Consider the following 14,510-nt stretch of genomic DNA (forward strand, 5'->3'; position numbering starts at 1 on the left):
CCGCCTTCATAAGGCGCTTCAGATTTTGGATGAACGTAGCCGAAATATTCTTTATAAACGTTGGTTGAATGAAACAAAACTTACTTTAAATGAATTAGCAGAACAATATGCAGTTTCGGCGGAACGTATTCGTCAACTCGAAAAAAACGCTATGCAGAAAATTCGAGAGGCTATGAGTACTTTTTCAATTTCATAGAAAAAGAAAATAATTGTAAAAAAACTTTTTACTGGATCCTCCTTGTGTGTTTTGATTTTTATTTTTTACTCCATGTTTATTTGAAACTCTAAAAAAAATTGAGAAAAACAAAAAAATTTAAGTATAAAAAGTGTGGTGATTATCATCGATTAATAAGAATACATTAAATTTTTTAAAAGATCTAGCTTAAATTGTAGTAGGTATTAATTCATCAATTTAAGATAGAAATCTTTTTAAGTTTTTCAGTTAGTAAAATAAGTTTTTGATGATCAATTCTGTTCTTAGTCTAAGAATCTCAATCTTCTGATGCAAAACATTAGTCAAAACATAAAATTCAAAATATTACTAAAATAAAAATCTTGATCTCGTTTTGAAAAAACTTAATATTTTTAAAGAGGTATATCTTAATTTATTTCTAAAATTTTCTAGTGGGATTTATAAAACCACTCAAATATTATGATTTTCATAATATCTTCCTTAACGTTGATAAATTATTTAACAATGAAATGATTTTTTAAACAGCAGAATAAGTGACCTTAAATGTGTATCAGTGGAAAAGAATATGGAAAAGGATTCCTACTCAACAACAACTTAAAGATCATTTCCAATTAGCACAATAGTCTGGAGTAATATTCGATCCCCTAACTAGTTCATAAGCAGAATAAGTTATGTAATCAAAATTATTATATTCCTGGAATGAATTTCCAAAAAAATATGCAAAATATGATGGATTTAGAAGCGAATACCAATACAAACAATAAATAAAAATAAATATTTAGCTTTTATTTTCTATTGTTATGCATAAGTAATTTTTTACTAGCATTTTATTTTTAAGTACTGTGTGAGGTACTTGTCTGGCTTTCCATGACAGATCATGATAAAAATTTACTAATGAAATCATTACAACGAATCAATTTTCAGAAAACTATTCTTATTTTGCATCAATACTGGGAGCAGCAAGGTTGTATTTTACTACAACCTCTAGATATTGAGGTAGGAGCAGGTACTTTTCATCCAGCTACTTTTTTACGGGCGATCGGTCCTGAACCTTGGCGAGCTGCTTATGTACAACCTTCTCGACGACCCACGGATGGTCGATATGGAGATAACCCTAATCGCACCCAACATTATTATCAATATCAAGTTGTCTTAAAACCTTCTCCGGATAATATCCAAGAACTTTATCTCGGTTCATTAAAAGCATTAGGTATTGATGTTTTAACCCACGATATCCGCTTTGTAGAAGATAATTGGGAAGCTCCAACATTAGGTTCCTGGGGGGTTGGATGGGAAGTTTGGCAAAATGGAATGGAAATCACTCAGTTTACTTATTTTCAACAAGTCGGTGGCCTTTTATGTAAACCAGTAACTGGAGAAATTACTTATGGTTTAGAAAGATTAGCTATGTTTCTTCAAGGTGTAGACAACATATTTGATTTGATCTGGACAGAAGGATCTGATCAACCTATCACATATGGTCATATTTTCCATCAAAACGAAGTTGAAATGTCAGCTTATAATTTTGAATACGCTGATGTGGATTCTCTTTTAAATCATTTCGATTTTTACGAAAACGAGTCTAAACGATTAATTGAAGCTAAAATTCCTTTGGCAGCTTATGAAATGGTATTAAAAGCTTCACATACTTTTAATCTTTTAGATGCTCGAAAAGCTATTTCGGTTATCGAACGGCAGAGTTATATTTTACGTATTAGGAAATTAACCCATGCAATAGCAAAAGCGTACTACTCAGCGAGAGAAAAACTATTTTTTCCAATGTTAAAAAAGTAAAGAGAGTGTAATGCTTACCAAAGATTTTTTATTAGAAATTGGTTGTGAAGAATTACCTCCACGAACCTTGAATCAATTATCATGTAGTTTGTCTCAAAATATTAAAAAAGAACTAAAAAAAGCTGCACTTTCTTTTAAATCCATTCACCGTTATGCAACTCCTCGCCGATTAGCAATATTAATAAAGAGTTTAACATCGAAACAGCCATCACGTATTTTAGAACGTCAAGGTCCTCGCGTAAAAGTGGCTTTTGCTAAAGATGGTACCCCCACAATACCCTGTTTAGAATTTGCTCGTTCTTGCGGTGTTTTAACGGATCAGCTTCAAATAAAAATAAAAAAAAAAGAAGCATTTATTTATTGTCAAATAGAACAACCTGGCCAACCCACCTGTAAATTACTTCCAGAGATTATTCAATCTGCCATAAAAAACCTTAATATTCCTAAAGCAATGTACTGGGGAAGTCATCCTGAATCTTTTGTGCGTCCGGTGCATTGGGTAACAATATTATTGGATAAAGAGGTAATACCAACAAGCATTTTAGGTCATGCAGCGGATCGCAAAACGTTTGGAAATCGTTTTCATCACCCCAATAGTATTTCCATAACCCAACCGAGTGATTACCAGAACTTATTGCTAAACCATGGAATGGTTATCGTTGATTTTAATAAGCGACGTAAAAAAATCCACGACTTAATTAAAAAAACTGCTGCTTCAAAAGGAGAAGTAGTTATTAATAAAGAACTTCTAAAAGAAGTAACCGGTATGGTTGAATGGCCTGTAGCGCTATTAGGCCATTTTAAACCAGAATTTCTTACTCTTCCCCCTGAATTATTAATCACTAGCATAGAAGTTCAGCAACGCTGTTTCCCTGTTAAAAATAATCAAGGTGATCTCTTACCTTATTTTATTCTCATCAGTAATATTTCTAGCAAAAATCCCCAATGCATTATTAAAGGAAATGAACGAGTTATAAATGCGAGATTATCAGATGCTTCCTTTTTTTATCACAATGATCTTAAAGTATCACTCGAAAGTCGACTCCGTAAACTATCAGGCATTATGTTTCATCACCAATTAGGAAGCTTAGCGGATAAAACTACACGTATATTGAAACTTACTAATTTCATTACCAAGAATCTTAAAGAAGTTAATAAAAAACTCACCCAAAGAGCAGCATTATTAGCTAAATGTGATCTAGTCACTGAAATAGTTTGTGAATTTCCCAGCTTACAAGGGACAATGGGTTATCATTATGCTTTGCATGATAAAGAATCTGAGATTATCGCCCAAGCTATTAAGGATCATTATTTACCTAGATTTTCAGGAAATAAGCTTCCAGGAAATTTAGAAGGGGTCTGCGTGGGTTTAGCAGATCGTTTAGATACACTTATCGGCATTATCGGTATCAATAAATCTCCCACCGGCCATAAAGATCCTTTTGGCTTACGTCGAGCAGCTCTGGGCATTTTACGACTTTTAATTGAAAAAGAACTTCCATTGGATTTATTAGGATTATTAAAAGAAGCAGAAAAAAATTATATTAACCCATTACCTAACCAGAATGTAGTCAATCAATCTTTAGATTTTATTATCGAACGGCTTCGCTCTTGGTACATTGAAAATAATGTATCTCCTTCAGTGTTTATGGCAGTTCTTGCTACTCATCCTACAGAACCTCTTGATTTTGATCGGCGTATTAAAGCTATTCAGTATTTTCAAACCTTGCCTTCATCTAGCGCCCTAACGGCTGCCTACAAGCGAGTAAGCAATATTTTAAAAAAACAATCGTTTGAAATAACAGCTGATCATAATTATATTGATACTTCTTTATTTGATTCAGATGCAGAACACGACTTAGTTGAAGCACTTAAAATTCATTCAACATCAATCAATAATTTATATAAAAAAGGAGATTATACAAAAGCATTAAGTGAATTACCGATATTAACAGATTTGATTGATAAATTTTTCGATAAAGTTATGGTAATGGTCAACGACACAAAAAAGCGTCACAATCGATTAGCTATTTTAACCTCATTACAACAATTATTTACAAAAATTGCTGATTTTTCTTTGTTAATATAAATGTCCACAAAAAAACAAATATTTTTCTAGTCAAAGAAATTCAAAAAAAAATACTAACAGATTTTTACAATATCAAAGTAATACTATATACCCTAAACATAATAAAAAGCAATTGCTTTTATTAAAATTTTTAATTCAGTTTAACGCTGGTATTTTTATTAAAAATTATTACTAAAGTGTTTATGTTTATATTTAAAATTCAAAAGTAAATGTTACAAATAAATATTACAATATATTTTTTACTTTTAATTTAAATTTTATAAATGAAATAATCTCAACATTTCTATCCATATAATTATTTCTCAAATTGTTAAAGCTACTCAAAATCTTAAAAATTGAGTTAAGTTTAATGAACAACTTTTTTGACGTTTGATCAAAAAATAGAATTTAAGAAAAGATATAAAAAATACATACATCAAGAGTAGTTTATGTAAGAAATATAATTGATTTAGTCTTGTTATGTTTTGATCTTTAGGAAAATATTTTAGAATATGATAATCATTGTTTTAATATTGAAAATTAAGTTGACTAAAATCGGTGGAGATAATTATCTTAAAATGACAAAGAAACATAGAATTTCAAGAAAAAATTAGATTTCCTTTTTATCTATTACTATCTTTCTCAAAGAAATTTATCCTAATTTACTAAATAAATTTATGTGATAGAGGTTATTTTTTTTATAAACTTTATAAACTTATCAGAATAAGAATATAGCTGTTTATCTTTAAACAATCTAAAGAATTATTAAATTGTTTTAGACCTGTCTACGTTGCTCTAGTAGTAAAAAACTACTAAATTTATTAAACTTAAAATTACCTAATTATAATGATGAATGATTAATCATAACGGTAAAATAATATAATGTTTTTAAAAACATCCAAGGATTCATTAGGATTTCAAAAAAATATGATTCGTTTGGATTTATCACAAGAATCAATACGATTTATATAAAAATTAATAAAATCAATTAAATGAATTGGAATGGGTAAAAAAATCACTTTAGAGCCAATTTACTTGATCATCCCCGGTTCTTCCTCTGATGAATTAGATATTATCATCCAGATATTAAATGAGTTCTTTAGTCTTTGAAGATAAACCTAGATACTATAATTAAATATTATATTTATATCGTACTAAAATAATTTCATCTTCTAAGAAGTTTATGGGCTCTAACTAAAACTTAAGAAACTTATGTTACTCGATGTCTTTTGTTCCGTAAGACTATCAGTAGAATCGTAACTATTCATATATTCCATGGTCATGGCATCAAAACCAAATATAATTTCATCCCTTTTTATGTCATTAACTTTTGAAGTTTCTTAAGAAGTAATAGATTATTCGTTCAGTTTAATGATTGAGTCAAAAGAATTATTACATAACAGCTAACAGCTTTGAAAGATTAAAGATATGGATACCCTTTAAAACTATGGATAACCTGTTATTAAAATATGAATAACCTTAGATACACTCAACTTATCCACAAATATCCACAGGATATTCTAATGTAATTCTTTCAAAGATACACAGAAGATTACAATAACAACTTATTAATTTTTAAAAGCTATTACACTTATAAACAGTATCAACAGGCTTAAAAACAACTACTATTAAATAAATTTAAAATTATTTAATATTAGTTTTTTTAAAATTTTATTTAATTTTAATCTTTAATTAAGTTTTTTAAAATTTTAATAAAAATAAACTTAATAGAAAGCTACATAATAGAAAGATATTCAGAATAGAAAGCTATTAGAAGTTTATGGTTAGCCGTAAATCTAAGAGAGAAATTCTTAAAATAATTTCTTTATTTGACACACCAACATACCTTGAATTATCATAATAGATTTGAATTACTTGGATTAGGTGAATAGTTATGAAAAGAACCTATCAACCCAGTAAACTAAAACGAAATCGCGCACATGGCTTTCGAATACGTATGGCTACTAAAAATGGTCGCCAAGTGTTAAGTCGGCGACGAGCAAAAGGTAGAAAACGCTTATCAATTTAATGAATCATGACTTCTGTATGAAGTGGCGAATTCGTACTACAATGGAATTTAATCGTATTTACTTAGGAGGTCAACGTTTATTAGGATATTTCTATTTGCTATATTTTCAAAATAATAACTTAGGGTACCCTCGTTTAGGTGTCGTAGCTAGCCGGAAAAATCTAAAAAAAGCTGTAATACGTAATCGTTCAAAACGAATAGTGAAAGAACAGTTTCGTTTGCAAAAACATCGTTTACCTTCAATAGATATTGTTTTTATAGCAAAATCTCAATTAAAAGAAGCGAGAAAACAAGAGTTGCATAAATGTGTAAACGAATTATTCAATCAATTGATCATGTAATCCGAAGTATCTTACTTGGAATTATTAAAATTTATCAATATCTTATATGTCCCTATCTAGGAAATGCGTGTCGATTTTATCCGAGTTGTTCTTGTTATGCTAAAACCGCTTTTAGTCGATTCAATGTACTAACAGCAATGTATTTAACCCTTTACAGACTTTTAAAATGCCATCCTTTAAATTTAGGTGGCATAGATGAGGTCCCTGAAAAGCACAAAAAATTAACTTAATGATGGATATTAAAAAAACGATTTTATATATCATTGTAGCCTCTTTAGGTATTGTACTTTTTAATGCTTGGATTCGTGATTACCAATCAAATCTAGTAGATAATCCTAAATTAATTAGTATAAAAGAGAATGGAAAAATATCCACAAACTATACTCCACCAACGTTCACTCCGAGTACGACAGAAACAACTAAAACTGAAACGGAAGTTTCTATTTTAAATCAAGAAAAAAATTTTAAAAATCGGTTAATTACGGTTAAAACTGATGTTTTAGAATTGGCTATTGACACTTACGGAGGGAATATTGTTTCAGCTCAGTTACCTAAATATCCATTCTCCCTAGAAGACAAGAAAACTCATGTTCGAATTTTAAGTAATGATAGAGAATCTCTTTACATTGTTCAAAGCGGCCTAACTAACTTATATACGAAACCTCCGATTCATTACACAGTACAAGAAAAACAGTATGAATTAAGGGATCATCAAAATGTACTTATTGTTCAATTAAGGGCGCAGACTCATAATGGTTTGCGTATTAGAAAAATTTATACTTTTCATCGCAATAATTATGCTATACAGATTTCATACCAAGTTCATAATGCCACAAATAAGATTTGGGAAGGGAGCCTCTATACTCAAATTATGCGGCGTAAGCCTACAGATGAACATCAGCATTTTTATCTACGAAGTTATAACGGTGCGGCTATTTCTAGTCCGAAAATACCTTACGAAAAAGTAACTTATGAAGCAATGGATAAGCAAAATATTAATCGTAATTCTAAACATGGGTGGATTGCTATGCAACAACATTACTTTTTAAGTGCTTGGATTTCCGAGAATCCAAATCTTATATATCATTATTATAGCCGTGTTATTTTCTCTGGAACTGCTCCTAATGTTTATATTATTGGGTTTGTCAGTCCTAAAATGAGTGTAGCCTCTGGAAAAACAGCTACAAGTTATGCAACATTGTATATTGGTCCTGAGGTGGCAAAACTCTTAAAATCATTAGCACCTGGACTAGATCATACTATTGATTATGGATGGTTATTGCCAATTTCAAATTTATTATTTTGGATTATGAGCATTACATACGCGTTGCTTAAAAATTGGGGATGGACTATTGTCCTGACGACGATTCTCATTAAAATAGTTTTTTATTGGTTTTCTGCAAAAAGTTTTCGATCAATGGCTCGAATCCGTGAAATACAGCCTCATTTACAAGCTCTTAAAGAGCGCTATGGTGATGATCGACAAAAATTAAGTCGTGCTACAATTGAATTTTATCGTAAAGAAAAAATTAATCCATTCGGTGGATGCTTACCTATGCTAATCCAAATTCCAGTATTTATTGCATTTTATTACGTCATTATAGAAAGTGTGGAATTACGTCAAGCACCATTTATTTTTTGGATTCATGACTTATCTGTTAAAGATCCCTATTATATTTTACCTATTTTAATGGGGCTGAGTATGTTAGTTCAGCAATCATTATCACCAGCCTCTCCTGATCTTGCTCAACAAAAAGTAATGTGGATTTTGCCAGTTATATTTACTGTGTTTTTTATCAATTTTCCTGCAGGTCTCGTATTATATTGGTTAACTAACAACGTGGTACAAACTTTACAGCAATTGTATGTTAATAAAAATAACAAAAGTTATAAGACTAAATTAAAAATTTAGTTCAAACAAAAAAAGTAATAAAAAATTTTATAAAAGTGGAATCGTTTTTCTGCAATAAAAATTTTTTTAGTTTTTAATTTTGTATACCCAAGAAGTTCTATATTTTTTAATTTTTGAGCATCTTGTTATTCTTTTCTGGAAATTTTTAAGTTTTTTATCTGATTTTGAAAGACTATTGCCGTTTTGTAAGTGAATCTTTCCCATATTAAGATCATCGGTATTAAGGATAGTAGTTTTTGTTCTGTCTAGTCTAATAAACCCACTTTCTATAACAATCTTTTATATTACTTAGCAAATAAAAAAATTATTTTTTATGCTTTAATTATTTTTTATACTTTATACAATTATAGTACTTTTATGTGACCTTTCTTTTTTAGAAAGGTATTGTAGATCCTCATACTAAGCTATGGTGCTTGAAAAAGCGAGGATGATAAGATTTTTTTATTATAAAAAGCTTTTTTATTAGTTTTAGTATCTAATGAAACTATTGCCTGAAACCATTGCCGCTCTAGCTACTCCAGCAGGTCGAGGAGGAATAGGTATTATTCGTGTTTCAGGTCCGAGTACGCTCCATATTGCTAAAAAAATCATAGGATTTATTCCTAAACCGCGGTATGCCACTTTAAGTGTATTTAAAGATTCCGAGGGTTCTTTCCTTGATGAAGGAGTAGCTTTATATTTTCCAAAACCTCATTCTTTTACGGGTGAAGATGTATTGGAATTACAGGGGCATGGTGGGCCTGTAATTATGGATAGACTGTTAAAGAATGTTATTCAAATAGGAGCCCGATTAGCACGTCCTGGAGAATTTTGCGAAACAGCTTTTTTAAATAATAAAATTGATTTAGTTCAAGCGGAGGCCGTTGCGGATTTAATTAACGCTTCTTCGGAAGAAGCAGCACGTTCAGCGATACGTTCACTTCAAGGTAAATTTTCTAAGCGAATTAATGAATTAGTAAGAAGCTTGGTGGAGTTGCGTACTTATATTGAAGCAGCTATTGATTTTCCTACAGAAGAAATTGATTTTTTGGTAGAGAAAATTATTGAAGAAAAGTTAGAAAAATTATTAAAAAAAGTCGAAGAAATTGAAATAACAGCAAAACAAGGAGCTTTATTACAACATGGTATCAGTGTTGTTATTGCAGGTGAACCAAATGTGGGAAAATCTAGTTTATTAAACTTGTTGAGTGGTCAAGAAACAGCAATCGTTACAGATATAGCAGGTACTACTCGTGATATTTTACGAGAATTGATTTACATTGATGGGATTCCGATTCAGCTATTGGATACAGCAGGATTACGAATTACTGAAGATATCGTAGAAAAAGAGGGTATTCAACGAACAAAAAAAGCTCTTGAACAAGCTGATCTTATTTTACTAATAGTAGATACTGCTCGAGTAGAAAATGCTTTTCAAACTTCATTCACAATGATTGAACAATATTTAACTAATATTTCATCTAAAAAAGAAACTCGAGTTCCAATTATTGTTATTGAAAATAAAATCGATCTGACAGGAGAACAACCCTCCCAACAAAAGAGTGATTACTTACGGATTAAACTTTCAGTGAAAACGGGAGATGGTATTGAAATTTTAAAAGAACATTTAAAAGAAATGGTTGGATTAAAAACCACAAATGAAAGTACTTTTATGGGTAGAGGTCGTCATTGTGATGCTATTAAAAGAAGCAAAACGTTTCTTCAACGTGCTTATGAGCAATTGGTTCATCAAAGAGCGGGTGAACTCGTAGCAGAAGATCTGCTTTATGCGCAAAACGCCTTATCAGAAATTACCGGTGAATTTACCTCTGATGATTTACTGGGAAAAATATTTTCAGAATTTTGTATTGGAAAATGATAAAAATAACAAATAAGCATTTGATAAAATAATGAATTATTCTAAAATTAACAATATAAAAAGTACCACTCAACAATTTGACGTTATTGTAGTTGGAGGGGGGCATGCAGGAACTGAAGCGGCTCTAGCAGCTGCGCGGATGGGTGCTCAAACCTTATTAATTACCCATAATATCGAAACACTCGGTCAAATGTCCTGTAATCCTGCAATTGGTGGAATTGGTAAAACTCAGTTGGTTAAAGAAATAGATGCCTTGGGTGGCATCATGGCTTATGCGACTGATCAAGCTGGTATTCACTTTCACACTCTTAATTCACGGAAAGGTCCAGCAGTTCGTGCGACCCGTGCCCAAGCTGATCGTACTCTCTATAAAGCATCCATTCGCCGAGCATTGGAAAATCAGCCAAACCTCTTTTTATTTCAAGAAGTAGTGATTGATTTAATTCAAGAGCATAATCGAGTAACAGGTGTGTTGACCCAAATAGGTCTTTGCTTTCATGCTTTTGCTGTTATATTGACAGTAGGAACTTTTTTGAGTGGTAAAATTCACATTGGTATGAAAAATTACAAGGGTGGTCGTATGGGAGATCCTTCCTCGTTAGCCTTTGCTAAGCAATTACGAAATATGCCTTTTCGAGTAGAAAGGTTTAAAACTGGGACACCTCCAAGGATTGATGGGCGGACTATTGATTATTCTCAACTGGAAGAACAATTGAGTGATCAACCTCTACCAGTGATGTCTTATTGGGGTAAGGTAAGCGAACATCCAAAGCAAATTCCCTGTTTTATTACTCATACTAATGAGAAAACCCATGATATTATTCGCTCAGGGTTAAAAACCTCGCCACTTTTTTCCGGCGTTATTGAAGGTATAGGGCCCCGTTATTGTCCTTCTATAGAAGATAAAGTGGTGCGGTTTCAAGATCGTCTTTCACATCAAATCTTTTTAGAGCCAGAAGGATTGAATACCCCTGAAGTTTATCCTAATGGTATTTCTACCAGTTTAGATTTTGATATACAAGTAGATTTTATTCACACCATAAAAGGGTTAGAAAAATGTCACATTACCCGACTAGGCTACGCTATTGAATATGATTATTTTGATCCGCGTGACTTAAAATCTTCTTTAGAAACAAAGTATATATCTGGACTTTATTTCGCAGGGCAAATTAATGGGACCACGGGTTATGAAGAGGCGGCAGCGCAAGGCCTTATTGCTGGAATTAATGCTGCTTTACAAATTCAAGATCGTGATCCTTGGACGCCGAGGCGTGATGAAGCATATATTGGGGTTTTAATTGATGATCTCATTACTAGAGGTACTAAAGAACCCTATCGTATGTTCACGAGTCGTTCAGAATATAGGTTATTATTGCGCCAAGACAATGCAGATTTACGATTGACCCAAAAAGGATGGGAATTAGGATGTGTCAATACTCTCCGGTGGGAATCTTTTATACGTAAAAAAGAGATGATTGAGAAAGAACAACAACGATTGAAAACATATTGGATTAGACCCAATACAATTATGGCAGAGGCTATCGAAACACGGTTTCAAAAAAGTTTAGAACGAGAATATTCTTTATTAGATCTTTTGCGTCGTCCAGAAATTACTTATTCTCAATTAATGAATATTAAACAGTTAGGAGTTGGTCCAGAGATTTTAGATCCAATTGTAGGTGAACAAATTGACATTCAGGCAAAATATGAAGGCTATTTAGAACACCAACAGAAAGAAATTTTCCGTCGAAAAAAATATGAACATACACTAATTCCTAAGACCATAAATTATGAGGAAATTTTTGGTTTATCTAATGAGGTTCGCCAAAAATTACTCGAAATTCAGCCTAGTACCGTGGGTCAGGCAAGTCGAATTCCCGGAGTTACTCCAGTAGCTATTTCCTTACTACTTGTTCATTTAAAAAGAAGAGGGATTTTCTAAGCATTTTACTTGTTTTTACAGTATGATTCCTTTTGTATCTTATCAAAATAATGAGGAAAAAATTTAAAAAATATTGAGGTTTTAAAAATTCATATTGCGTATTGAGATTTTAGAAATTCATATTTTGGAAAAAGTGTAATCAAAAAACTATTAATAGTTTGATGTTATTTAAAAATAAAATCAAGTTTATAAAAAATTCATTGGCATGACTAATAAATCTCAATATGAGGCTGACTTATTAGCTCTTAGAAGGATATAGTTGGAAAGATAAAGTTTTTTTAGTTTTAAATAGCCTCTAATAAAAAATTGCTTTTTTATTCTGGAGAGTATCTTATTTTCAATGCACCAAGGTAAACCTTGGTGGGATCTTGACTAATAAAAATCTATTAGCAGCTCAAAAAATATGCTTAGATAGACTAATTATAGCTTTTGTGTGCTATTTTACTGCTATTAAATTTTGTAAATGATCAGAGTTAAGATTGACTTGATCACACAGACAATAGTTTATAAAAAAATGTGATTATCCGAGGAAAAATTATCAGTAATTGAACCTAATCAATTTAGGTAACATCGTTTACTCGTACTAGGTTTAACAAAGGAGAGTTATTTGGTCGAAATTAAAAATAGCAGTAATTTCAATAGCTAACAAAAAGGTATGGTAAGAGTAGAATGTTAGCGAGTTAATCTTGCAGCTTTTTTAAGCAGAAGAGAAAAATCGTATTTAGTTAAATGATATAGGTTTCCCTAAGGATAGGGTTTAGGTTGAGTGTGGATTTGGGAGTGAATATATACACAGGCTTACTTTTTTATAACTAACGATAATGATGTTAGTTTTTAAGAATGCTAGTACACAACAGGCTATGATTTTTATAGATTAAAGATATAATTTACTTTTTGTTAAAAGTAGTATTATCCTGTATTTAAAGTCTTTTTATTTAAAATTAAGCTAAAAAGTAAACTTTTCAGAAGAATCTTGAAAGAGTTCATTAAAATAAGTATAATCTTGAATATATTGATTAATTTATCCTCCTTCTTTTAATATTTTGATCGGGTGAATGAGTTAGTCGTATATAAATAGTGGTTTAATGCCGATTTAATATAAATATTATGGTTTTTTAGGGTTAACTAGTTTTCTTTCAAATATTGAGGTTGAAAGGATCTTAAAAGTACCTAAACTAATTCCCCCTAAACATCAGGGAATTATTATGAACAATGTAGGATAGACTTAATCAACTAATTGTGAAAGTTTCCGAATAGTGACTCACCAATATTAATGAGAAATTTATAAAATAGTGATTATTCCAAAAATAGTTGTTTAGCACAAGCAACTAGCTATGGGTTGGTCAATACAATCAAATATGCTAAAAAAGTTTTTAGGGGCAGCTGCTTATTTAGGTGTTATCAGAGAAAATAATAGTTTATTATGAGGTATTAAAAAATAAAATAAGATAAAACGGGCTTTTTAGAGGAAGATTAATTGATCTCAGAGATTACAAAAAAATAGCCTACTAATGTTTAACTATTTAAGTTAATTATTTTCTACAGATAATGATATACAAAATAATTAATCAAAAAGCTTGACCTCAATCGTTATCAACCACGGAGGAAGATAAAAAAGAAGTCTTAGAAGAGACTTGGCTAGTTCGATTAGTTCCCATGGGATTGGGTAACCTATATTCATTTGATTGGTTGATCTTCATAACGAAATAATTGATGTTAGGATTTTTGGCAAGCAGCACAAAAAAAGTTAGGCTGGATTGAAACTAATTCTTTCTTATTCGCTCTATTTCTGAGAGAGCCCCGCCATAGACAGCTCCAGCTCTCTCATTGAGAATATTCAGAGAGAAAATTTCAATATCATAACAAGTAGGGGTTGCTTTGTAATGATGATTAAATAAATTTTTTATGACTCATGAGGAAGTTTCTGAAGCTGTCGGTAAATCTCGTATACGTGTTACTAATTTAGTGTAACTTTTAACATTGAATTCTGATGCTCATTAATTTTGAATCAAGAAAATGATTTAAAGATCAGTGATGATCGGGTTTTATGGGCGGTTAAGAGGAGAGTGTGTGCTATACAAAGAGTAACATAGCTAAAGATATTTTGTTAACAAAGGTTTTTCTATGCATGAAATGGAAAAATTTATTCGTCAGCGTCAGTTATAGGAGCATAAAAAAGTGAAATACTTTGTGCTTTTCTAGATTTAAATATTACTCGCTTACAAAAGGATTTATCAGATAAATTAGGTGTTACAATAAATATTCTACATAATCTCAAAGGTATAAAAAACTGATAATTTATTATACTAGCAGGGATATATTGAAATAAATTGTCAAACTAATACTATTATAATAATTATATAAATAAGTATA

10 protein-coding genes are annotated in these 14,510 nt (G+C 31.0%); all 10 read left to right on the forward strand.

Annotation, left to right across the window (positions count from 1 at the left end):
* On the forward strand, positions 1–196 hold a 196-nt coding region (locus tag CLERM_RS01415), incomplete at its 5' end, for a sigma-70 family RNA polymerase sigma factor (protein ID WP_145996291.1).
* An 891-nt stretch (positions 197–1,087) separates the two neighbouring features.
* The gene (glyQ, locus tag CLERM_RS01420; protein ID WP_102156829.1) at positions 1,088–1,987 is read left to right on the forward strand and encodes a glycine--tRNA ligase subunit alpha; all 900 of its coding nucleotides are present in this window, start codon (positions 1,088–1,090) and stop codon (positions 1,985–1,987) included.
* 10 nt (positions 1,988–1,997) lie between these two features.
* Positions 1,998–4,076 (forward strand): glycine--tRNA ligase subunit beta, encoded by a 2,079-nt coding sequence (gene glyS, locus CLERM_RS01425; protein WP_102156824.1) that lies wholly within the window; start codon positions 1,998–2,000, stop codon positions 4,074–4,076.
* 1,873 nt (positions 4,077–5,949) lie between these two features.
* Entirely contained in the window at positions 5,950–6,084 is a 135-nt protein-coding gene (gene rpmH, locus CLERM_RS01430) for a 50S ribosomal protein L34 (RefSeq protein WP_102156825.1), read from the forward strand.
* Between the two features lie 17 nt (positions 6,085–6,101).
* Positions 6,102–6,425, forward strand: coding sequence for a ribonuclease P protein component (gene rnpA, locus CLERM_RS01435; protein WP_236905165.1), 324 nt, complete (start codon positions 6,102–6,104; stop codon positions 6,423–6,425).
* Positions 6,389–6,655 (forward strand): membrane protein insertion efficiency factor YidD, encoded by a 267-nt coding sequence (gene yidD, locus CLERM_RS01440; protein WP_102156827.1) that lies wholly within the window; start codon positions 6,389–6,391, stop codon positions 6,653–6,655. Before rnpA ends, yidD begins: the two co-directional genes overlap by 37 nt.
* Before the next feature lie 2 nt (positions 6,656–6,657).
* Positions 6,658–8,337 carry a membrane protein insertase YidC gene (gene yidC, locus CLERM_RS01445; protein ID WP_102156830.1) on the forward strand — a complete coding sequence of 560 codons (1,680 nt, stop codon included), beginning with the start codon at positions 6,658–6,660 and terminating at the stop codon, positions 8,335–8,337.
* Positions 8,338–8,815: 478 nt separating this feature from the next.
* Positions 8,816–10,195, forward strand: a complete 1,380-nt coding sequence (gene mnmE, locus CLERM_RS01450; RefSeq protein ID WP_102156828.1) for a tRNA uridine-5-carboxymethylaminomethyl(34) synthesis GTPase MnmE — start codon at positions 8,816–8,818, stop codon at positions 10,193–10,195.
* 55 nt (positions 10,196–10,250) lie between these two features.
* Positions 10,251–12,137, forward strand: coding sequence for a tRNA uridine-5-carboxymethylaminomethyl(34) synthesis enzyme MnmG (mnmG, locus tag CLERM_RS01455; protein ID WP_102156831.1), 1,887 nt, complete (start codon positions 10,251–10,253; stop codon positions 12,135–12,137).
* 2,210 nt (positions 12,138–14,347) lie between these two features.
* Positions 14,348–14,431, forward strand: a complete 84-nt coding sequence (locus tag CLERM_RS04210) for a hypothetical protein (RefSeq protein ID WP_420838474.1) — start codon at positions 14,348–14,350, stop codon at positions 14,429–14,431.
* Positions 14,432–14,510 lie beyond the last annotated feature (79 nt).

The sequence above is a fragment of the Coxiella-like endosymbiont genome (genome assembly GCF_002871095.1).
GTDB lineage: Bacteria > Pseudomonadota > Gammaproteobacteria > Coxiellales > Coxiellaceae > Coxiella.

Coding starts and splice junctions, on each gene's coding strand:
- glyQ (WP_102156829.1), top strand. CDS start 1,088: ATGAAATCATTACAACGAATCAATTTTCAGAAAACTATTCTTATTTTG.
- glyS (WP_102156824.1), top strand. CDS start 1,998: ATGCTTACCAAAGATTTTTTATTAGAAATTGGTTGTGAAGAATTACCT.
- rpmH (WP_102156825.1), top strand. CDS start 5,950: ATGAAAAGAACCTATCAACCCAGTAAACTAAAACGAAATCGCGCACAT.
- rnpA (WP_236905165.1), top strand. CDS start 6,102: ATGAAGTGGCGAATTCGTACTACAATGGAATTTAATCGTATTTACTTA.
- yidD (WP_102156827.1), top strand. CDS start 6,389: ATGTGTAAACGAATTATTCAATCAATTGATCATGTAATCCGAAGTATC.
- yidC (WP_102156830.1), top strand. CDS start 6,658: ATGGATATTAAAAAAACGATTTTATATATCATTGTAGCCTCTTTAGGT.
- mnmE (WP_102156828.1), top strand. CDS start 8,816: ATGAAACTATTGCCTGAAACCATTGCCGCTCTAGCTACTCCAGCAGGT.